At 70.6% G+C, this 19,721-nt stretch carries 18 protein-coding genes; 3 read left to right on the top strand and 15 right to left on the bottom strand.

Annotated features, from left to right (window positions below; genetic code table 11):
* The first annotated feature begins 63 nt into the window (after nt 1–63).
* On the top strand, nt 64–1,962 hold the full coding sequence (locus ABTX78_RS00345; RefSeq protein WP_352204565.1) for a Xaa-Pro dipeptidyl-peptidase: 1,899 nt from the start codon (nt 64–66) through the stop codon (nt 1,960–1,962).
* Nucleotides 1,963–2,122: 160 nt separating this feature from the next.
* Here the strand turns inward: ABTX78_RS00345 and ABTX78_RS00350 are convergent, their stop codons facing one another.
* On the bottom strand, nt 2,123–2,848 hold the full coding sequence (locus ABTX78_RS00350; RefSeq protein WP_352204566.1) for a siderophore-interacting protein: 726 nt from the start codon (nt 2,846–2,848) through the stop codon (nt 2,123–2,125).
* A gap of 109 nt (nt 2,849–2,957) precedes the next feature.
* Between ABTX78_RS00350 and ABTX78_RS00355 the strand changes: the two genes are divergently transcribed.
* Nucleotides 2,958–5,603 (top strand): GNAT family N-acetyltransferase, encoded by a 2,646-nt coding sequence (locus tag ABTX78_RS00355; protein WP_352204567.1) that lies wholly within the window; start codon nt 2,958–2,960, stop codon nt 5,601–5,603.
* Between the two features lie 87 nt (nt 5,604–5,690).
* Here ABTX78_RS00355 and hypE read toward each other — a convergent pair whose 3' ends face one another.
* The 6 genes from hypE to ABTX78_RS00385 all read right to left on the bottom strand — a co-directional run bounded on the left by hypE (nt 5,691) and on the right by ABTX78_RS00385 (nt 11,746).
* Nucleotides 5,691–6,680 (bottom strand): hydrogenase expression/formation protein HypE, encoded by a 990-nt coding sequence (gene hypE / locus ABTX78_RS00360; RefSeq protein WP_352205009.1) that lies wholly within the window; start codon nt 6,678–6,680, stop codon nt 5,691–5,693.
* Between the two features lie 73 nt (nt 6,681–6,753).
* The gene (gene hypD / locus ABTX78_RS00365) at nt 6,754–7,872 is read right to left on the bottom strand and encodes a hydrogenase formation protein HypD (protein WP_352204568.1); all 1,119 of its coding nucleotides are present in this window, start codon (nt 7,870–7,872) and stop codon (nt 6,754–6,756) included.
* Entirely contained in the window at nt 7,869–8,222 is a 354-nt protein-coding gene (locus tag ABTX78_RS00370; RefSeq protein WP_352204569.1) for a HypC/HybG/HupF family hydrogenase formation chaperone, read from the bottom strand. The genes hypD and ABTX78_RS00370 overlap by 4 nt, the downstream gene beginning before the upstream one ends.
* A gap of 14 nt (nt 8,223–8,236) precedes the next feature.
* Nucleotides 8,237–10,600: a carbamoyltransferase HypF gene (hypF, locus tag ABTX78_RS00375; protein ID WP_352204570.1), complete on the bottom strand. Its 2,364-nt coding sequence runs from the start codon at nt 10,598–10,600 to the stop codon at nt 8,237–8,239.
* The gene (gene hypB, locus ABTX78_RS00380; RefSeq protein WP_352204571.1) at nt 10,597–11,346 is read right to left on the bottom strand and encodes a hydrogenase nickel incorporation protein HypB; all 750 of its coding nucleotides are present in this window, start codon (nt 11,344–11,346) and stop codon (nt 10,597–10,599) included. Before hypB ends, hypF begins: the two co-directional genes overlap by 4 nt.
* Nucleotides 11,330–11,746, bottom strand: coding sequence for a hydrogenase maturation nickel metallochaperone HypA/HybF (locus tag ABTX78_RS00385; RefSeq protein ID WP_352204572.1), 417 nt, complete (start codon nt 11,744–11,746; stop codon nt 11,330–11,332). Before ABTX78_RS00385 ends, hypB begins: the two co-directional genes overlap by 17 nt.
* 77 nt (nt 11,747–11,823) lie before the next feature.
* On the opposite strand from ABTX78_RS00385, the gene ABTX78_RS00390 reads away from it, so the two are divergent.
* Nucleotides 11,824–12,243 carry a helix-turn-helix transcriptional regulator gene (locus ABTX78_RS00390; protein WP_352204573.1) on the top strand — a complete coding sequence of 140 codons (420 nt, stop codon included), beginning with the start codon at nt 11,824–11,826 and terminating at the stop codon, nt 12,241–12,243.
* On the opposite strand, the gene ABTX78_RS00395 is transcribed toward ABTX78_RS00390, so the two are convergent.
* Genes ABTX78_RS00395 through ABTX78_RS00430 form a run of 8 tightly spaced genes read right to left on the bottom strand, consistent with a single transcriptional unit; the run spans nt 12,219 to nt 19,483 of the window.
* A complete protein-coding gene (locus tag ABTX78_RS00395; protein ID WP_352204574.1) occupies nt 12,219–12,341 on the bottom strand; it encodes a DUF6893 family small protein in 123 nt (40 codons plus the stop codon). The two genes, ABTX78_RS00390 and ABTX78_RS00395, sit on opposite strands and share 25 nt — an antisense overlap.
* A gap of 2 nt (nt 12,342–12,343) precedes the next feature.
* The gene (locus tag ABTX78_RS00400; protein WP_352204575.1) at nt 12,344–12,868 is read right to left on the bottom strand and encodes a hydrogenase maturation protease; all 525 of its coding nucleotides are present in this window, start codon (nt 12,866–12,868) and stop codon (nt 12,344–12,346) included.
* The gene (locus tag ABTX78_RS00405; RefSeq protein ID WP_352204576.1) at nt 12,865–14,286 is read right to left on the bottom strand and encodes a hypothetical protein; all 1,422 of its coding nucleotides are present in this window, start codon (nt 14,284–14,286) and stop codon (nt 12,865–12,867) included. Before ABTX78_RS00405 ends, ABTX78_RS00400 begins: the two co-directional genes overlap by 4 nt.
* Before the next feature lies 1 nt (nt 14,287).
* A complete protein-coding gene (locus ABTX78_RS00410; RefSeq protein ID WP_352204577.1) occupies nt 14,288–14,929 on the bottom strand; it encodes a DUF6084 family protein in 642 nt (213 codons plus the stop codon).
* On the bottom strand, nt 14,926–15,609 hold the full coding sequence (locus ABTX78_RS00415; RefSeq protein WP_352204578.1) for a DUF5947 family protein: 684 nt from the start codon (nt 15,607–15,609) through the stop codon (nt 14,926–14,928). Before ABTX78_RS00415 ends, ABTX78_RS00410 begins: the two co-directional genes overlap by 4 nt.
* Nucleotides 15,606–16,541 carry a NifU-related iron-sulfur-binding protein gene (locus ABTX78_RS00420; RefSeq protein WP_352204579.1) on the bottom strand — a complete coding sequence of 312 codons (936 nt, stop codon included), beginning with the start codon at nt 16,539–16,541 and terminating at the stop codon, nt 15,606–15,608. The genes ABTX78_RS00415 and ABTX78_RS00420 overlap by 4 nt, the downstream gene beginning before the upstream one ends.
* A gap of 22 nt (nt 16,542–16,563) precedes the next feature.
* Complete coding sequence (locus ABTX78_RS00425; protein WP_352204580.1) at nt 16,564–18,351, bottom strand: nickel-dependent hydrogenase large subunit; 1,788 nt, start codon at nt 18,349–18,351, stop codon at nt 16,564–16,566.
* A 49-nt stretch (nt 18,352–18,400) separates the two neighbouring features.
* A complete protein-coding gene (locus tag ABTX78_RS00430) occupies nt 18,401–19,483 on the bottom strand; it encodes an NADH-quinone oxidoreductase subunit B family protein (protein WP_352204581.1) in 1,083 nt (360 codons plus the stop codon).
* Nucleotides 19,484–19,721 lie beyond the last annotated feature (238 nt).

Below are 19,721 nucleotides of genomic sequence, written 5' to 3' on the forward strand. Positions count from 1 at the left end.
GCACGCGGTGGAATGTGCGCGCGCTCCCCGCGTGATCGTCACCTTCCGGGCCCTGGAGACACGATGGCGAGACCCACCGCATTACATACGGCACGCAGGCTCGGCGTCACCGCGCTCGCCGCCTCGCTGCTCACCGCACTCCCGGCGCCGGTGGCGCACGCGGAAGACAAGCCGGCGTTGAAGATCGCCGGCAACCGGACCGAACCGGCCTTCTCCCGCGCCGAGGCCGTCTCGCAGCTCGTCGACATCGAGACCGAGGCGGACAGCGATCATGACGGCAGACGGGACACGGTCCGGATGCGCATCCTGCGCCCGAAGGAGACGGACTCCGGGCTCGAGGTCGCCACGATCATCGAGGCGAGTCCGTATTGGGGCGGCGGCAACGATGTGCCGTTCCACCAGGTGGATCTCGACGAGGACGGTCTGCCCGACGGCAGGCGGCTCGGCGGCCGGACCCGGCTGCCGGGGCTCATCGGCCCTTCGGCGCCGTTCTCCGGCTACACCGACAACTACTTTCTGCCGCGCGGGTACGCGGTCGCGCAGGTCGACAGCCTCGGCACCGGCGGCTCGACCGGCTGCCCGACCTCCGGCGGACGCAATGAGACGCTCGGCGCCAAGGCGGCCGTGGACTGGCTGAACGGCCGTGCCAGGGGCTGGGATCCGACCGGGCGGCCGGTGGGCGCCGCATGGTCGACGGGCAACGCCGCCATGATGGGGATCTCGTACAACGGGACGCTGCCGACCGCCGTCGCCGGGACGGGTGTCAAGGGCCTGAAAGCCATCGTGCCGATCTCCGGGATCTCGTCCTGGTACGACTACTACCGGGCGGGCGGAGGGGTGGTGGCTCCGGGCGGCTATCAGGGCGAGGACACCGACATTCTCGCCAAGGGCGTCTACAGCCGCACCGACCGCGAGATCTGCCGGCCGGTGCTGGACCGCCTCACGGCCGAGCAGGACCGTGTCACCGGGGACTGGAGCAGGTTCTGGGCCGAGCGGGACTACCTCCGCGATGCCGGCAGGATCCGCGCCGGTGTCTTCGCGGTGCACGGTGGCAACGACTGGAATGTGAAGACGCAGCACTTCGGCCGGTTGTGGCAGGCGCTGAAGAAGCACGACGTGCCCCGCAAGATGTGGCTGCACCAGGCCGGGCACATCAATCCGATGCCCCTGCGGATGGAGGAGTGGCTTCGTCAGCTGCATCAGTGGTTCGACTACTGGCTGTACGACCTGGACAACGGCGCGCTCGACGAACCGCCGGTCGAGGTCGAGCAGGCGGACTTCAGCTGGCGTCGTCAGTCCGACTGGCCGGACCGCGGCACGCGCGACCTGACGCTGCGTCTGGGCGGGCGTGGACTCGGGGTGTTGCCGGGAGTGCCGGTGAAGCAGTCACTCACCGACGCGGGCCGTACCCTGGCGGCGGAGACGCTGGTAGCCGATCCCGACAGCGCCGATCCGAACCGGCTCGCGTACACCACCGGCCCGCTGGCGGGCGATCTGCGGGTCAACGGTGTGCCCGAGGTGTCGGTGCGTGCCTCGCTGGACGGGACATCGCCGTATGTCACGGCGCTGCTCGTCGACTACGGCCGCGACACCCGGGCGACGGCGGGCACGGTTGCCGACACGTCGAAGCTCGTCTGCTACGGCGAGGGCATCCCCGGGGACACCGGCTGCACGTACCGCACGGAGCACCGCACCGAGACGACCGACTTCAAGATCGTCTCGCGCGGCTGGCTGGACGTCCGCAATCGTCACTCGCTCTCCCGTGAGGACCGGGTGGTCGAAGGGCGGGAATACCGGCTGGATTGGGCGATGCAGCCCCAGGACCATGTGTTCGAGAAGGGGCACCGGCTGGGCGTGGTGCTGATCTCGACGGACCACGACTACACGTTGCGATACCCGGCGGGGACCCGGATGACCGTGCGCACCGGCGTCAGCAGCATCACGCTGCCGGTGGCGCGCTGACACCCACGGGCCTGTGAGGGTGGTGACGCCCACGGCCCGTCGGGGTGGCGCGGGGGGACCCACGGCCCGTAGGGGTGACGACAGCCACGGGCCTTCGGAGCAGTGACGGGCGCCGGACGGGGCGGCGGCGACGGCCGGCCCCGGCGGCGCTCCGTCGACGTCAGGCAGCGCGCCAGTAGCCGAGGGCGTTGACCTGCTCCTTCGGCAGGGCCAGGTCCTTGCGCGCGAAGGCGCTGAGCGAGCGGGTCGTCGCCGTGTCGCAGGCGACCCAGACGTACGCCCCGGGGTTGTCGCGCAGCAGGCCGGGGAGGGCCTCCTTCACCTCCGTGACGAGGTGGTTGCCGGCGTCGCGGCGCGGGATCAGCCGCAGTTCGTGGAGAGCCGGGTCCAGGCGCAGCGGCAGCTCCTTGTCGGAGTCGTGCGTCGTCTCGAACCAGATCACCGCCGGCACCGCGGGGAGCGCCGCGAGCAGGGAGTTGATGGCGGGGAGCGAGGCGGGGTCCCCGACGACGAGGAGCTTTCCGGGGAGCGGGTCGGGCGTGGTGAAGCCCGTTCCCTGGAGAGTCGCCTCGACGGTGTCGCCGGGCTGCGCCTTGCGCGCCCATTCGCTGGCGCAGCCGTCGTGCAGGGCGAATTCGAGACTGAACGTTCCCGCGTCGGGGTCGGCGTCGACCAGGGTGTAGGCGCGCTGATGCGGTTTTCCGGCGTTGTCGAACCAAACACGGACCCACATGGTGGGATGGACCCCGGTCCGGGCCAGCATGCCGCCGTCGGTGAAGTGCACCCGCCGGAAGTGGTCGGTGACGTCCTCGCCTCCTGTCACGGTGAAGGCGAAGTCCTTGCCTCGCATCAGTTTGAGGACGACGCCCTCCCAGCCATGACCCACAGCCCGCTCCTTCCCCCCTTGGTCCGGGATTGTCTCCCGGACATTCGTGCTCTAATTTAGGCCAGCCTAACCTAAGCACTCGGGGGAATCAGCCAACAGGGCGGGGAAAGTGGACATCAGGAATTACCGCGACGGCTGGGGGATCCCGCATCTGCGGGCCGGCAGCGCGGCGGAACTCGCCTGGGCGCAGGGGCGCAATGCCGCCCTCGACCGGGCGTGGCAGATCGAGGTGGAGAGACACCGGGCGCAGGGCACCTCCGCGTCCTTCCTGGGGAGCGGCGCCGTCGGCTGGGACCGGTTCGCCCGGCAGGCGCGTCTCGACGACACCGCGCGGCGCTGTTTCGAGCGTCTGGAGCCTGCGACGGCGGCATGGATCACCAGCTACGTCGACGGGGTCAACGCCGCCCTGGACGAAGGAGCGGATCGCGCACCGCAGTTCGCGTCGACAGGTCTCGCGCCGACCCCGTGGCAACCGTGGGTGCCGCTCGGCATCTGGCTGAGCACGCACATTCTCTTCGCGGGTTTCCCCACCAAGCTGTGGCGCGAGGAGGTGGCCCGGGCGCTGGGCGAGGACGCGATCGACCTGTTCGCCACCGACGGCATGGGCACAACGGGCAGCAACGGCTGGCTCGTCGATGCGGACCGCACGGCGAGCGGTGCCCCGCTCATCGCCGGCGACCCCCACCGGTTCATCGAGGACCCGGGCATCTACCAGCAGATCCATCTGGCCTGCCCGGAGTTCGACGTCGTCGGCCTGGCCGTGCCGGGAGTCCCCGGCATCGCCCACTTCGGGCACACCGGCTCGGTCGCCTGGGCGATCACCAATGCGATGGCCGACTATCAGGACCTCTACCGCGAGCAATTCCGTTACTGCGACGGCACGTTGGAAGCACTCGGCCCCGACGGCTGGCGCTCCGTCTCCGTGCACGGCGAGACCATCGACGTGGCCGGCTCCGACCCCGTCACCGTGGAGGTCGTGGAGACCGAACGCGGACCCGTCATCATCGGCGGACCCGGCGAAGCGGAGTCGATCAGCCTGCGCATACCGCCGCGCGTCACCGGCGAGCTCGGCTTCGACGCACTGCCCGCACTGCTGCGGGCCCGCACGGTCGGCGATGTGGACCGGGCCTTCGACCGATGGGCCGAGCCGGTCAATGTGGTCCAGGCCGCCGACACCGAGGGTGGGGTGCTGCACCGCGTGGCGGGACGCGTCCCGGTGCGCCACCCCGACAACATGCTGCGCGTCGTACCCGCGTGGGAGGCCGGTCACGACTGGGACGGCTGGCACGAGTCACCGCGACGACACGTCGACAGCATCGCCGTGATGGCCAACGAACGGAGCATCGCCGGCCCGCTCGGGGTCGAGTTCGCTCCCCCGCACCGGGCCGAACGCATCCGCACGCTGCTGCACCAGCAGCACTCCTGGACCGCCGAGGGCATGGCCGCCGTCCACATGGACACCCAACTGGACTCGGCGAAGCCACTGTTGTGGCTCGTCGCCGGCGCCGACGGGCTGAGCCCCGAGGCGGCCCGCCTGCGGGACCGGCTGGTCGGCTGGAACCGCCGTATGGACGCCGACAGCGAGGACGCGGCGGCGTACGCCCGGCTGCGCTCCGCCGTGGTGCGGTTGGTCGCGGAGCACCCTGCGCTCAAGGAGCTCGCCGAACGGGTCGACTCCGGCGCCTACCCCGAGGCCCTGCGGCCCTGGCTGGCGTTGGTCCCCAAGGTCGCCTTCGCGCTGGAAGGGCTGCTGGTGACCTCCGCGCTGCCGGAACTCGACCGCCAGGACGTCGTCCGGACCGCCCTGGAGGTGACCGCCGCCACGGCCCCGGCCGCCGCCACCTGGGGCGAGACGCACCGGCTCGCGCCCTGGCAGGCGGAGCCGGACGGCGATCCCGAGGACTGGCCCGGGCTCTCCGGGGACCAGGACTGTGTGCTGTCCACCTCCAGCGTCCCGGGCGTCAGCGACCTCAGCGCCCGTGGCCCTGCCGCGCGCTACGTCTGGGACCTGGCCCGCCGCGACGACAGCCTCTGGGTGGTGCCGCTCGGCGCCTCCGGAGCCGAGGGCGACCCGCACCGGCGCGACCAGCTGCCGCTGTGGCTGCACGGCGGATTCGTCCCCGTCGTCACCGACTGGAACCTGCTCACCGAGGAAGACATGCCCGCTGAACACGCCACCCGGTCCCGTACGGCCGTGCACGAGGCCGCCGTCGACGGGTTCGGTACGGTCCGCATCGTCCCGCTGGACCCCGCCGCCGATGCGGCTCTCGTCCACAGCTGGGTCACCGAGGAGCGCGCCCGGTACTGGGGCATGGCGGATCACTCGCGCCAGCAGGTCCAGGAGATCTACGAGTTCGTGGACTCGCTCGCCACCCACCACGCGTACCTCGTCCACCGCGACGACGAGCCGGTCGCGCTCTTCCAGACGTACGATCCGGCCGCCGACCCGGTCGGTGACTGCTACGACGTGCAGCCGGGCGACTTCGGTATCCATCTGCTGGTAGGCCCGGCCGCGGGCGGATCGCAACGCGGCTTCACCGGTGCCCTGATGGCCGCGCTGGTGGGATTCGTCCTGAAGGACCCGCAGGTCCTGCGGCTGGTCGTCGAGCCCGATGCCCGCAACGAGAAGGCCGTCGCCCGCTTGGTGCGGTCCGGCTTCGTGCTCGGGCCGGAGATCGACAAGCCGGAGAAGAAGGCGCAGTTGGCCTTTCTCAGCCGTGAGACGCTCGACGGATGGGCACCTGTCGGACCGTGACCCGCCCTGCCGCCGGTTCAGAGCTCCAGGGACAGTGACATGCCCGGCCACCGCCGCCTGAACCAGGGGCGGTGGTCGGGCAGTTCGTCAGCAGATGCGCGGCAGTTGCTCGCCGAGCGGCATGTCCACCACCCGTGTCCCGCCGAGACCGGTGGCCGCGACCACCATCCCGGCGTGCTCCTCGACGCAGTGGCCGATCGCCACGGACTCCTTGCCCAGGGGGTGGGCGCGCATGGCCGCGAGAACGGCGTCCGCGTGATCCGGCGGGACGAAGGCCACAAGCTTGCCCTCGTTGGCGACGTACAGCGGGTCGAGGCCCAGGAAGGCACAGGCGTTGGCGACGGTGTCGGGCACGGGCAGTGAGCGCTCGTCGAGCGTGACGCCCACGCCCCCGGCCGCCGCGATCTCGTTGAGGGAGGTGGCCAGACCACCGCGGGTCGGGTCGCGCAGGACGTGGAGGTCCGGGCACACCGCCAGCATGTCCGCCACCAGCCCGGCCAGGCACGCGGTGTCGCTCTGGATCTCGACGCCGAACTCCAGCCCTTCGCGCACGCTCATGATCGCCACACCGTGGACGCCGATCGGTCCGCTGACAAGGACCACGTCGCCGGGTGCCGCGCGCTGTGGACGGATGTCGATGCCGTCCGGGATCAGGCCGATGCCCGCGGTGTTGATGAAGATGCCGTCGCCGTGGCCCGCGTCGACGACCTTCGTGTCCCCCGTGGCGACGACCACCCCGGCCGTCCTGGCGGCTTCTCCGAGTGCTTGTGCCACCCGCCCGACGAGCGCGAGTTCGACGCCTTCCTCCAGGATGAAACCGCAGGAGAGGTAGGCGGGCACGGCTCCCACCATCGCCAGGTCGTTGACCGTCCCGTTGACCGCGAGGTCGCCGATGCTGCCGCCGGGGAAGAACAGGGGCCGCACCACGAACGAGTCCGTCGAGAACGCGAGACGGGCGCCGCCGAGTGTCAGATGGGCGGAGTCACCCAGCTCGGCGAGGACGTCGCTGCCGAACGCCGGCGCGAACAGATGCTCCACCAGCTCGGCGGAGAGCGTCCCACCGCCGCCGTGCCCCATAACGATCCTCTCGTGATCGCGCAGGGGCGCCGGGCAGGTCCACCCGGAGAAGTCGACGGGTGCCGAAGCGGAGTCAGCCAACGGAACTCGCCTCCTTGCTCGGTGCCTCCAGCCGCCGGTACAGGTAGTACGCGGCACAGGCGCCCTCGCTGGAGACCATGGTGGCGCCGAGCGGGTTGCGCGGTGTGCACTCCTTGCCGAAGGCGGCGCACTCGTGCGGCTTGATGAGGCCCTGGAGCACCTCGCCGCTGCGGCAGACCGTGGACTCCTCGGTGTTGATGCCGGTCACCGAGAAGCGGTACTCGGCGTCGTACTCCCGGTACTTGGGCGACAGCCGCCAGCCGCTCTGCGGAATCATGCCGATGCCGCGCCACGACCGATCGGTGACCTCGAAGACGTCGGCGAGCATGGCCTGGGCGGCCGGACTGCCGCCGGCCTGGACGGCGCGGGGGTAGGCGTTCTCCAGCGTGTGCTGCCCGGACTCCAGCTGCCGCACGGCGCGGCGGATGCCCTCCAGGATGTCCAGGGGCTCGAAACCGGTGACCACGATCGGCACGCGGTGCTTCTCGGCGAGCCCCGGGTATTCGCCGGTGCCCATGACCGTGCACACATGGCCGGCGGCGAGGAAGGCCTGCACCCGGCAGTCCGGGGAGTTCATGATCGCGTCGATGGCCGGGGGCACCTTGACGTGGGAGACCAGCAGACTGAAGTTCGGGATGCCGAGCTTCTTGGCCTGATAGACGGTCATCGCGTTCGGGGGTGCCGTGGTCTCGAAGCCGATACCGAAGAAGACGACCTGACGGTCCGGGTTCTCCTGGGCGATCCGCAGCGAGTCCAGGGGCGAGTAGACGACCCGTACGTCCGCGCCCTCGCTCTTGACCTGGAAGAGGTCGCGGCCGCTGCCGGGCACGCGCAGCATGTCGCCGAAGGAGCAGAAGATCACGTCCGGACGTGAGGCGATCTCCAGGGCCTTGTCGATGATCTCCAGCGGGGTGACGCAGACGGGGCAGCCCGGCCCGTGGATCAGCTGGATCTCCTCGGGGAGCAGTTGGTCGATCCCGTGCCGGATGATCGAGTGCGTCTGTCCGCCGCAGACCTCCATGAGCGACCACGGCTGGGTGGTGACGGCCCGGATGTCCTCGAAGAGCCGCTTGGCGAGGACCGGGTCGCTGAACTCGTCCAGATACTTCATGACCGCGCCTCCTTGTCGGGGGGTTCCACGGGGGTGTCCCCGGCGCCGGGGAGTTCGGTGCCGGCGGGGCGTTCCGCGCCGGCGTCCCGGGCGGCCCTGCCCCACGCGTCGCCGAACTCCTCCTCGAGCACGCCGAGGTTCGCGAAGAGTTCGAGGGTCTGCTTGGCCGATTCCTCGTCCAGGCGTTGCAGCGCGAAGCCCACATGGACGATCGCGTAGTCCCCGACCTGCATGTCCGGCACGTATTCCAGACACACGTCCTTGACGACGCCGCCGAAGTCCACCTTGGCCATCCGCGTCGCGTCACGTTCCTCGATCTCCAGCACTCTGCCGGGTACGGCCAGACACATGATGCGTTCCTCCCTCACTCCTCGGCTCGGGCGGCGACGATCAGCTGTCCGAGGGCCAGACCGCCGTCATTGGGCGGCACTCGGCGGTGCCGCAGCACGGTGAAGCCGTCCCGTTCCAGGACGTCGCAGCAGCCTTGTGTCAGCAGGGCATTGCAGAACACCCCGCCGCTCAGAGCCACCGTTTTGATGCCCGTACGGTGTCGGGCCACCTCACACACCTCCTGGACCAGGGCGATCACGCCCTGGTGGAAACGACGGGCCACAGGCCCGGCCGGAGCCCCCGCGCGGATGTCCGCGACGGCGGCTGCGAGGACCGGCGCCGGATCCGCGATCAGCGGTGCCGCGGGGTCCTCGGTCTCCGCTTTCAGGATGAACCGGTACGCGTCATTCCGCGCGTCGTCGCCGACCGTGCCGGTGACGTCGGCCAGTGCGGCGTTCTCCAGTTCCATCGCGGCCTGTGCCTCGTACTCCACCCGGTGGCAGACCCCCGCCAGCGAGGACACCGCGTCGAACAGGCGCCCCATGCTGGACGTGGGCACACAGGCGAGCTCGCGTTCCAGCTGACGGTCGAGAAGTCGGCGCTCCCCCGGTGTGGCGACAGCCGTGCACGGCAGGTCGTCCGACCAGGGCAGCCCGGCGGCCCGCACGTGGGACAGGGCCATCCGGTACGGGTTGCGGACGGCCGCGTCGCCGCCCGGCAGCGGCACATAGGCCAGGTGCGCGAACCGGCGGTATCCGTCGTAGTCGGCGATGAGCACCTCACCGCCCCAGACCGCGCCGTCGTCGCCGTACCCCGTGCCGTCGAAGGCGATCCCGATGATCGGTGCCGTGCCGTCCAGGCCGTGTTCGGCCATCGCCGAGGCGACATGGGCGTGGTGGTGCTGGACCTGGCGCAGGGGCAGTCCGGAGGTCTCGGCCGCGCGGTGCGCCCACTGGGTGGAGCGGTAGCCGGGGTGCCGGTCGGCGATCAGCATCCGCGGGGTGACGGAGGTGAGATCCGTCAGATGCACGGTGGCGCGTTCGAACGCGGTCAGGGTGGCCAGATCGTCCATGTCCCCGACGTGCGCGGACATCCAGGCGTAGCGGTCGTCGCCCGCGCAGAAGGTGTTCTTCAGATCGCCGCCCACGGCGAGCGCGGGAACGACGGGCACCGGCAGGGCGACCGGGAAGGGGGCGTAGCCGCGCGAGCGGCGTACCGGCAGTTCGGCCCCGGCGCAGATCCGGACGACCGAGTCGTCGCAGGGCACATGGATCGGTCGATCGTGCATCAGCCAGGCGTCGGCCAGCCCGTCGAGACGGGTGAGTGCCTCGGTGTCGTCGGTGGCGATGGGCTCGCCTGCGCGGTTCCCGCTGGTCATCACCAGGACGGCGGGACCGGGCGGATCACCGGGCAGTCCGAGGAGCAGCCGGTGCAGGGGGGTGTACGGCAGCATCACGCCGAGGTCGGGGCTGCCCGGCGCGACACCGGGCGCCACATCGGCGGCGGGCGCGGACCGGTGGCGCCGCAGCAGGACGACGGGCTTGCGCGGTCCGAGCAGCAACTCCCGTTCCGCCTCGCCGACCTGGGCGAGCCGCTCGACCGTTTCCAGCGAGTCCGCCAGCACGGCGAAGGGTTTGTCACCGCGGTTCTTGCGCTTGCGCAGGGTGCTGACGGCCGTGGGGTCGCTCGCGTCGCAGGCCAGGTGGTAGCCGCCGAGCCCCTTCACGGCCAGGACGGCGCCTTGGGCGAGCAGGCTGCGAGCCTCGGCGAGCGCGGCGGCGTCCAGGCGCGGATCGGTGTCCGCGCCACCTCGGCGCAGGGTGAGCCGGGGGCCGCAGGACGGGCAGGCGATGGGCTGCGCGTGGAAGCGCCGGTCGCCAGGCGCGGTGTACTCGCGCCGGCAGTCGGCGCACATCGGGAACGCGGCCATGGTGGTCCGGTCCCGGTCGTACGGCAGCGAGGTCACCACGGTGAAGCGCGGACCGCAGTGCGTGCAGGTGATGAACGGGTGCCGGTGGCGCCGGTCGGCAGGGTCGGCGAGTTCGCGCAGGCAGTCCTCGCAGGTGGCGGTGTCCGGGGAGACCAGGGTGCGGCCGGGTCCACCGGCGGAGGGCCTGATGGTGAACCCGTGGTCACCGCTCTGCGGGGGTACGGCGCGGTGCTTGACGGACTCGACGACGGCGAGCGGCGGGGGCTCGGTCGCGATCCGCGTGCAGAAGTCCGCGACGGCCTGCCCCGGGCCTTCCACCTCGGCGACGACTCCGTCCGCGTTGTTGGTGACCCATCCCGTCAGGCCGAGCTCCTCGGCGAGGGTGTAGACGAAGGGCCGGAAGCCGACGCCCTGCACGACACCGCGGACGGTGACCTGTCTGCGCTCTCGGCTCCGGTCCCCGGTCATGACACCGCCCCCGGCTCCCGCACCGTGCCGTTCGCGTGACTGTGCAGATGCTTCTCGTGCTGCCGCGCCAGTACCGGGGTGTGTGCCTCCTCGCCCTCGGCGCTGCGCAGGATGTGGGCGAGGAGCGCGTCGACGCCCTCTCCCGTTCGGGCGGAGGTCTCCAGGACCGGAACACCGGGATTGACCTGCTGGACTCCTCCGAGGAACGCCTCGCGTGCGAAGCCCACGGCATCCGCGAGATCGGTCTTGGTGACGACCACCAGCTGGGCAAGACCGAAGGCCGCCGGGTACTTGACCGGCTTGTCCTCACCCTCGGTCACCGAGGCGAGCGCGATCCGAAGCGTCTCGCCGAGGTCGTAGGAGGCGGGGCAGACGAGGTTGCCGACGTTCTCGACGAACAGCAGCCGGGTGCCGTCGGGCAACCAGTCCGCCAGCCTGCTCTGGAGCATTCCCGCCTCCAGATGGCACAGGCCGTCGGTGAGGATCTGCTGCACGGGGGCGCCGGAGCGGGCGAGCCGCGTCGCGTCGTTCTCGGTGGCCAGGTCGGCGGTGACGGCGGCGGCCGGTGTGCCCGCCGCGACCGCGCGGGTCAGCAGTTGTTCGAGCAGGGCGGTCTTGCCGCTGCCGGGGCTGGACATCAGGTTCACGGCGACCGTGCCGCGCGACGCCAGGAAGCGCCTCAAGGCCAGGGCGTTCTCGTCGTTCTTCGCGAGCACGGCCTGGTGGAGGTCAACGGTGCGGCACATGGCTCGTCTCCTCGTCGCGCGTCGTGTCCCGGGCGGCGTCCCCCACCGCGGTCCCGTCCGGGTCTTCGTCGGCCACGACCACCCGGACGATCTCCAGTTCCCGGCCGGCGAGCAGTGTCAGCGGGCGCTCGCAGTCGCCGCACCACAGCACCGGTGGCATCCCGGTCCGTGTGTCCCGGCCGCAGCCGTCGCAGTGGGCCTCTCCGTCAACAGTCTCGATCACCAGCCGGGCCCCCGCGAGCAGAGTGCCCTCGGCGGCCAGAGCGAAGGAGAAGTCCAGGGCCTCGGGGACCACCGCGACGAGCTCGCCGATCCGCAGGGTCAGCGATGCGACCCGGTCGTCGGGGACGGCGTCCCGGACCTGGGCGATGACGGCCATCGCGATGGACAGTTCGTGCACGGCGCTCACCTGCCCGGCCCGCGGTCCGCCCCGCCCCAGTGGGCGGACCCGGCCTGCCTGGCTACTCTGAAAGAACGATGGCTGGTCACGAGGTCGAGCGACGGGCTCTGCTCACCCCGGTCCTGCTCCTGCTGCTCGCCGAACGTCGGGGTCATGGCTACGAGCTGGTGCAGCGACTGGGAGCTTTCGGCTGGGCCGAGGCCGAATCGGCGCACGTGTACCGGCTGCTGAGGGGCATGGAGAGCTGCGGCGAGGTCACCTCGCACTGGCACGCCTCGGCCACCGGCCCCGCGCGCCGGGTGTACGCCATCACGCAGCAGGGCGCGATGGACCTCGCGCTGTGGTTCGTGCGCCTCGGTGAGCTGCACAGCACCCTCCACCTCTTCCTCGAGCGGTATGTGCAGCTCGAGGACGTCGCGAGTGGTGAGGGCGGGGGCGGGAAAGCCCCGGACCCCGGTCCGCACCATCCGGATCACATGCGCCGGATGCGCAGATAACGCCGTACGTCCGGTACGGCTCTGGCGGCGCCGTAGACCATCGCGAGGCCCGCGACCGCCAGGCCGACCCAGGTCCATTCCATTCGTGCCTCCATCATGTTCAGCTCCTTTGGGGTACGGAGGTTGAGCGGCGCACGAGGCCGAGCACGAGCCCCGCTGCCGGCTCCACGGCGTCCGCGACGGGTGGAGTCAGGCCCATGCCCTCGTCCGTGTCCTGCGGCTGGCACCCGACGACGTAGACCTCGTCGGGAAGGGTGCCGCCCGCGCCCGCGTGCAGGTCGTGCAGCAGGCCGAGCACGGTGGCGGGATCCATGGCGTGGGTGTCCAGCGGCCCTGGTTCGCGCGCCTGCGGCGGCTCGGGGCCGACGTCGATCGTGTAGAGCGTGCCGGGCGCGCCGCCCCGGTCGACGATGTCGACGAGGACGAGCGTCCGATAGCCCTCCAGCAGCCGGTAGGCGAGGTGCACACCACGGATACCGGCGTCCATCAGCTCGACGCCGGGCGGCAGTCGGGACGGGTCGCGGCCGAGCCACCGGACGGTCTCCACGCCGAATCCGTCGTCCTGGAGAAAGACGTTGCCCACTCCGGCGACGAGGACACGGCGTGGTGTCTCCGCTGCGGTCATGGCGCCTCCTTCAGTGGGGCCACCTCGTCGGGCTTGAAGTAGAGGAAGCGGCCCTGCTGCCGGCGCACATCGGTGCCCGGGTCGTCGTCGACGACGACCGCGAGGTGGGTCTCGCCGTCCAGGTCGCTGACCACCGCCTCGACGGTGGCGTGCCGACCGAAGAAGAAGGCGTCCTGGGCGTCGGAGCGACGGGCGCCAGGGGTGAGCAGGACCCTGCTTCCCGCGCCCACGGCCTCGCCGTCGATGGTGACGGTGGCAGGCACGTCCAACGCTTCGGCGTCCTGCGCCGGGTCCCACCAAGGGTGTCCGGCGCCATCGGGCAGGCTCAGCCCGGCCGCTGGTGCGGGCGTCCGGCCCGCCGGCTCCTCGCCCGTCACCTCGTGCAGTCCGCGGATCGCCCCGTGCAGCCGTTCCATCACCGCTTCCGGCAGGCTGTCGACCAGATCGATGACCTCGCAGGCGCGGGCGTCCGTGCCGCGTGCCTCGCGCTTCTCCTGCTCGGTGAGAGCGGCGGTGCGCAGCGAGAGGATCTCGTCGATTTCGGTGGCGTCGTAGAGAGGTCCCGGGCTCTCGTCGGCGAGCACGGGGTGGTCCTCCAGGATGATCGGCGAGGAGAGCATGATGTCCTCCCGGCCGTCCGTGCCGGCCAGGACGGGCCAGGTGTGGTCGTTGTGGCAGTCGGCGACGGCCGGGCGCGCCCATTCGGGCGGGTCCGTCATCGAGAGGAAGCGTCCGCCGGGCACTCCGAGCAGCAGATGGGTGCCGATCATGCTGTGGGCGAGGGCTGCCTCCCGGCCGCCGCTCTCGGGACCGCCGTCCTCGGTGGTGTTGTGCACGGTCACCGTGAGCCGCGAGACCCGGTAGGGGCCGGGCAGTTCCTCTATCTGCGGGCGCAGTTCGCCGGACAGCCGCTCCCTGCGCCGGACGAGCCGGCCCAGCGTGGTGCCGTCCTCGTCCAGCACCGGTTCGTACGCGGTGGCGGACGGCAGGTCGAACCGCACGGTCCGCGCATGCGCCTGCTCTCCCGTCAGCTCGATGAGCGGCGCGTGGATGAGCACGCGTTCCTCGGCGCCCTCGTCCCAGGGCACGACGACCCGGTCCGCGAGCTCCAGTTCGGGCACCTCGGTGTAGGCGCCGTCGGGTCCGAGCCGTTCGACGGTGCGCCGCCGGACGTGCAGGAAGCGCAACTCCGCGTGCAGCCGCTCGCCGTCGCGGGGCTCGAGGAGGCATTCGGTGCGCTGTACGGAGTGTTCGCCGCCGGTGACGGCCCACGCGGGAGGCACCAGGACGCCGAACTGCCAGCGCATCCGGTTCTTGGCCGAGGAGGCACGGTAGGGGTAGAGCACATAGCCCTCGAACAGGACGGCGTCCGCGACCGCGCGCGCCTGAGCGAAGGCGTCCTCGACGGGGTTCTTCATCTCAGTCGCCACCCTTCGCGCCGGCGGTGGCGAGCAGTTCCTGGAAGACCTGCTCCCACGAGGAGAAGGCACGCTGCGAGCGGTAGTGCCGGAGCGATTCGAGGCAGTCCTTGCGGAGCCTGAGCCACCCCGTGTTGGGGAAGTACTCCTCGATCATCCGCTGCCACACGTCCACGGGCATCAGATAGCTCGACTCCTTGTGCCAGGGGATGGGCTCGGCGCGAAAGCCGTTCCTGCCGGTGAAGACCGTGCCGGAGAAGAGGAACAGCAGCGGTATCTCGCCGCGGGACAGGGCCCGGAAGTACGACGCGGAAGCGACCTCCGTGTCGTAGGTGCAGGGCACGGGAAGGTCGATGTCCGTCGTGCCGGTGAAGCCGGGCACGGTGATGGAGGAGTGCGCGAACTGCATCGGCTTGAGGGTGCTGCTCCAGCGGCTCGGTTCGCCGAACAGGTCGCCCAGCATGCCGACTTCCTCCGGCTCGTACTGCCTGCGGACGGGCTCGATGCGGATCTGGCAGCGCAGCGCGATCGCGTGGACCGGCTGATGGTCCGATTCCTCGATCCGCAGCCCGAACAGCAGGGTGGGGCTCGCTCCGTAGGGTTCGGGCCGCGCGCCGGTGCACTCGAAGTGGAGGTCGGTCATGGCGCGCCCCCCGGCTCCGGAGCGGGCTGAGGCTCCTGCTCGGTGGCGGCCTGTTCGCGCTCGGGGCGGGCCTTCAGCGGGCGGGCCGCCGCCGTGACCCGGCGGAAGAACTCGGCGAGGTCCTCGCGCGCTTCGGCCCCGCCGTCGAAGCCCTTCCAGTGGAGCCGCATCCGGCCGACGAGCTCGTAGCAGACGTCGACCGGCACGAGGGTGCAGGTGGCCGGGGAGCCGCGCTCCTGGTGGAGCAACAGGGCCTCCACATCGGGTTCGAGGAGTTCCGCGAGCCGGGTGCGCCCGAGAACGGCGTCCCAGGTCTCGGGGTCCAGCTCGCTCTCGGTGGCGCCCGCCGGGCTGGGGTAGAAGGCCGCCAGCCGGTCGAGGGAGGAGTTGCGGAAGAAGAACGCGAGCCCGACGGGTATCTGGAGCCGGTTCCAGCCGGAGTCGTCGAGGGTGAACTCGGGGTCGGTCAGATACCGGTCCGGGACGGCCCGGAAGCGGCCCTGCCCGGCGCCGGGACGGGTGAAGAGCATGTGGCAGGGCATGCAGGCGCACTTCAGGGACCGCCGTGAGATGTCCACCAGATGCCGGTGCTCCGACGCCAGCGGCTCTCCGCACAGTTCGCAGCGCTCCCCCGGCGGTGGGGGCCGCCGGGTGAACTGCTTGAGTACGTCCGCGCTCACGGCCCCGCCCCCAGCAGCTCACCGGGCAGCGCGACCCGTACCGATCCGTCCTCCTCCAGGAGCGGTACCGGTTCGAGATGCCCGCGCTCGCCCCGTCCTGCCCGGCGTACGTCGAAGGTCGCGGCGCACCGGACGCACCGCAGCGACTCCGCCTCCAGCAGCGCCTCGTGGAGCCCGCCGCCGCAGCCGGGGCAGTGGTCGCGATAGGCGTACAGGTTGCCCGGCAGGCGGACGAGCAGCAGCGCGTGCCCCGCGACATCGGTGACGCCGGTGGCGCGGTCGTGGGCGGGCAGTGTCTGCCGGGCCACGGTGTGCCAGTGGGCGAGGTCTCCTTCGCCGTTGCCGGACACGCGCCCGTCGTCGCCGGCGGGTGGCCCGTCCGGGGCGCCGTCCGGGCGATGGGGCAGGATCTGGAGCAGCGGCTGCTCCTGCGGCGTGTCCTCGGCCACGCCCTCGACCTCGATGAGGGCGATCTCCGGCGCCAGCCGGGAGACCGCTTCTTCGATGGTCCAGCGCACGGTCTGGGTGGAGGAGGGACAGCCGTCGCAGCTGCCGCGCAGACGCAGCCGCAGGGTGGGGCCCTCCGCCGGGTCCGTGTCGAGACCCGCGACCTCGACGTCACCCGCGTGGGAGCCGAGATAGGGACGGACCTTGTCGAGCGCCCGGCCCACCCGCGTCATGGTGTCCTCGGGATGCAGGTCGTGCAGGATCAGCAGATCGCTGACGAGCTCGTCGGCCGTCAGCACCTCGATCGGGTCGGACCCGCCCGGTGCCGCGCGCAGCAGGCGCACGGTCCGGGCGAGGCCTTCGCCGTAGAACTCCACGACACACCGCACCAGTTCGTCGGCCGTGTCGCGTACCTCGGGTCCTGCCTTCTCCCCCAGCTCGTCGAGCAGCGCGGCGATGCGCTCACCCGTGTCCTGTCCGGCCATCGGCAAGCCCCTCTCCTGAGGATCAGAAGGCCAGTCCGCTCAGTCCCGTCGGCAGATGGGTCTGCTCGACCGTCCGGCCTCCGCCGACGTACATGTGCACGCCGCACGGCAGACACGGGTCGAAGCTGCGGACGGTCCGCATGATGTCGATGCCCTTGAAGTTCTCCGGGGGGTTCTCCTCGAAGATCGGCGTGTTCTGCACCGCGTCCTCGTACGGGCCGGGGGTGCCGTAGACGTCACGGACACTCCCGTTCCACGGGGTCGGCGGGTAGGGGTGGTAGTTCGCGATCTTGCCGTCCCTGATCACCATGTGGTGGGACAGCACACCGCGGACGGCCTCGGTGAATCCACAGCCGATGGACTCGTCCGGCACGTCGAACTTCTCCCAGGTCTGGGTGCGTCCGGCGCGTACCTCCTCCATCGCCATCTCGGCGAAGTGGAGGGCCGAAGCGGCCGCGTAGGCCTGGAAGTAGGTCCGGGCCCGGTTGCGTTCGATGGCGTTGCTCCACTCCGGGATCTTCCACTCCAGGGCCATTTCCGGCTTGGTCATGGTCCGGGGCAGATTGATCTCGACGCTGTGTCCGGTGGCCTTGACGTAGCCGTTGTCGACCAGTCCGGACAGGGCCGTGGACCACAGCCGTGCGATGGGGCCGCCGCCGGTGTCCAGGGCGAGATGGTCCTTGCCGTCGAACCAGCGCGGTGACATGACCCAGCTGTACTTGTCGTCGAAGTCGCGCTTCTGCGGGGCGGGAATCGTGTGCTGGTTCCACGGGTGCCGCTCGTCGACAGGGTTGCCCAGCGGGTCGCGTTCGACGAACTTCTCCATGCCCACCCAGTCCTCGTAATACGAACTGCCGAGCAGGATCCGGATGCCGAGGTTGATGTCGACGAGGTCGTTGGTGATCAGCTCGCCGTCGACGATGATGCCGGGGGTGACGAACATCCGTCGGCCCCAGTCGGCCATGTTGGCGTAGGTGAAGTCGCAGTACTCCGGGTCGTTGAGCGCGCCCCAGCAGCCGAGCAGGACACGGCGCCTGCCGACCTCCTCGTACCCGGGCAGCGCCTCGTAGAAGAAGTCGAAGAGGTCGTCGTGGAGCGGGACGACCCGCTTCATGAACTCCACATAGCGCGTGAGCCGGGTCAGATAGTCGGTGAAGAGCTGGATGGTCGCTACGGTGCCGACTCCTCCGGGGTAGAGCGTGGAGGGATGCACATGGCGGCCCTCCATCAGGCAGAACATCTCGCGCGTGTAGCGGCTGACCTGGAGGGCCTCGCGGTAGAACTCGCCCTCCAGCGGGTTCAGCGAGCGCATGATGTCGGCGATGGTGCGATAGCCGTGATCGCCGGCGTGCGGTGCTTCCGTGCGCTCGGCGAGTTCGAGCACGCCCGGGTTGGTCTCGCGGACCATCTTTTCGCAGTAGTCCACACCGACCAGGTTCTCCTGGAAGATGTTGTGGTCGAACATGTACTCCGCGGCCTCACCGAGGTTCATGATCCACTCGCCGAGGTGCGGCGGGGCCACACCGTAGGCCATGTTCTGCGCATACACCGAGCACGTGGCGTGGTTGTCGCCGCAGATGCCGCAGATCCTGCTGGTGATGAAGTGTGCGTCCCTCGGGTCCTTGCCGCGCATGAACACGCTGTACCCGCGGAAGATGGACGAGGTGCTGTAGCACTCCGCGACGCGTTTCGCGGCGAAGTCGATCTTCGTGTGGATACCCAGGCTGCCCACGATGCGGGTGATCGGGTCCCACGACATCTCCATGAGGCCGTCGCCGTCACCGGCGGGCTTGTTCGTCGCCGTCGCCATGGTGCGCGCCACCTTCCTGTTGAGTGTCCTGCTCAGCGGGGAACTCGGGTCACCACGGCGGCCGATAGCCGGTCTTGAGCGTCTCGCTCTTGGTGCGCCACTTCGGTTCCTTGTCGACGGTTTTGGCGGTGATGCCCCGCAACCGTCGGATCACCGTGCCGTACATACCGCTCGCCGTCGTCGACACATGGCCGCCCGGTGGCTCGTCCATGAAGGGCATGAACTTGTCCGGGAAGCCCGGCATGGTGCAGGCGATGCAGATGCCGCCGACATTGGGGCAGCCGCCCACTCCGTTGATCCAGCCACGCTTGGGCACATTGCACTTGACCACCGGGCCCCAGCAGCCGAGCTTGACCAGGCACTGGGGGGATCCGTACTCCTCGGCGAACTGGCCCTGTTCGTAGTAGCCGGCGCGGTCGCAGCCCTCGTGGACGGTGCCGCCGAACAGCCAGGTCGGCCGCAGCTCCTCGTCCAGCGGGATCATGGGGGCAGCGCCCGCCGCCTGGTAGAGCAGGTACAGCAGCGTCTCGGAGGCGTTGTCGGGGTGGACGGGGCAGCCGGGGATGCAGACGATCGGGATGCCCGCCTGGGACTTCCACTCCCAGCCGAGATAGTCCGGCACGCCCATGGCGCCGGTCGGGTTGCCGGCCATGGCGTGGATTCCGCCGTAAGTGGCGCAGGTCCCGATGGCGACGACGGCCAGAGCCTTGGGAGTGAGCCGGTCGAGCCACTCGCTGGTGGTGATCGGCTGGCCCGTCTCGGGGTCGTCACCGAAGCCGCACCAGTAGCCCTCGGGCTTGATGCGCTCGTTCGGGATCGAGCCCTCGACGATCAGGACGAACGGGTCCAGCTCGCCGCGCTCGGCCTTGAAGAACCACTCGATGAAGTTGTCGGCGCCCTGGACGGGGCCGCACTCGAAGTCGATGAGTGGCCAGTGGACCGCCACTTTGGGCAGTCCGGGCAGGGCACCCAGCGCCAGCTCCTCGATCGTCGGCTGGGTCGCGGCGGTCAAGGCCACCGAGTCCCCGTCGCAACTCAGGCCCGCGTTGATCCAGAGAATGTGTACGGTCGGGTCCTCCTGGGGTTCTTCCATGAGGTCCGTGTCGGCCGTCGTGGCGGTCGGGGCGTCCATGAGCCCTCCTCGGGATCAGCCCTGCTCCAGGCACCTGATCAGCAGCCTCTGATTCCTGGATACGCGCCCGCTTCTCACGGGGTAAGTGCACAGCGGCCCTATCGCCGCCGCGCACTGCCTCCGGCCAGGCGACCGCCGGGAAAGTGCCGACCGGCAGGGGCGGGCCCGCTCGGGCGGTCAGCCGGTCCGCCCGGTCACCGTCCGCTCGTGCAGCCCGATCAGGCGACCCGCCCGGCCG

Source organism: Streptomyces sp. NPDC096193, from assembly GCF_040302905.1.
GTDB lineage: Bacteria > Actinomycetota > Actinomycetes > Streptomycetales > Streptomycetaceae > Streptomyces.

Excerpts from the sequence above, each read along its gene's own strand:
- ABTX78_RS00410 (WP_352204577.1), bottom strand. The coding sequence starts at position 14,929 with ATGACCGACCTCCACTTCGAGTGCACCGGCGCGCGGCCCGAACCCTAC.
- hypF (WP_352204570.1), bottom strand. The coding sequence starts at position 10,600 with ATGACCGGGGACCGGAGCCGAGAGCGCAGACAGGTCACCGTCCGCGGT.
- ABTX78_RS00420 (WP_352204579.1), bottom strand. The coding sequence starts at position 16,541 with ATGGCCGGACAGGACACGGGTGAGCGCATCGCCGCGCTGCTCGACGAG.
- ABTX78_RS00430 (WP_352204581.1), bottom strand. The coding sequence starts at position 19,483 with ATGGACGCCCCGACCGCCACGACGGCCGACACGGACCTCATGGAAGAA.
- hypB (WP_352204571.1), bottom strand. The coding sequence starts at position 11,346 with ATGTGCCGCACCGTTGACCTCCACCAGGCCGTGCTCGCGAAGAACGAC.
- hypE (WP_352205009.1), bottom strand. The coding sequence starts at position 6,680 with ATGGGGCACGGCGGCGGTGGGACGCTCTCCGCCGAGCTGGTGGAGCAT.
- ABTX78_RS00370 (WP_352204569.1), bottom strand. The coding sequence starts at position 8,222 with ATGTGTCTGGCCGTACCCGGCAGAGTGCTGGAGATCGAGGAACGTGAC.
- ABTX78_RS00395 (WP_352204574.1), bottom strand. The coding sequence starts at position 12,341 with ATGATGGAGGCACGAATGGAATGGACCTGGGTCGGCCTGGCGGTCGCG.
- hypD (WP_352204568.1), bottom strand. The coding sequence starts at position 7,872 with ATGAAGTATCTGGACGAGTTCAGCGACCCGGTCCTCGCCAAGCGGCTC.
- ABTX78_RS00390 (WP_352204573.1), top strand. The coding sequence starts at position 11,824 with ATGGCTGGTCACGAGGTCGAGCGACGGGCTCTGCTCACCCCGGTCCTG.
- ABTX78_RS00405 (WP_352204576.1), bottom strand. The coding sequence starts at position 14,286 with ATGAAGAACCCCGTCGAGGACGCCTTCGCTCAGGCGCGCGCGGTCGCG.
- ABTX78_RS00400 (WP_352204575.1), bottom strand. The coding sequence starts at position 12,868 with ATGACCGCAGCGGAGACACCACGCCGTGTCCTCGTCGCCGGAGTGGGC.
- ABTX78_RS00425 (WP_352204580.1), bottom strand. The coding sequence starts at position 18,351 with ATGGCGACGGCGACGAACAAGCCCGCCGGTGACGGCGACGGCCTCATG.
- ABTX78_RS00345 (WP_352204565.1), top strand. The coding sequence starts at position 64 with ATGGCGAGACCCACCGCATTACATACGGCACGCAGGCTCGGCGTCACC.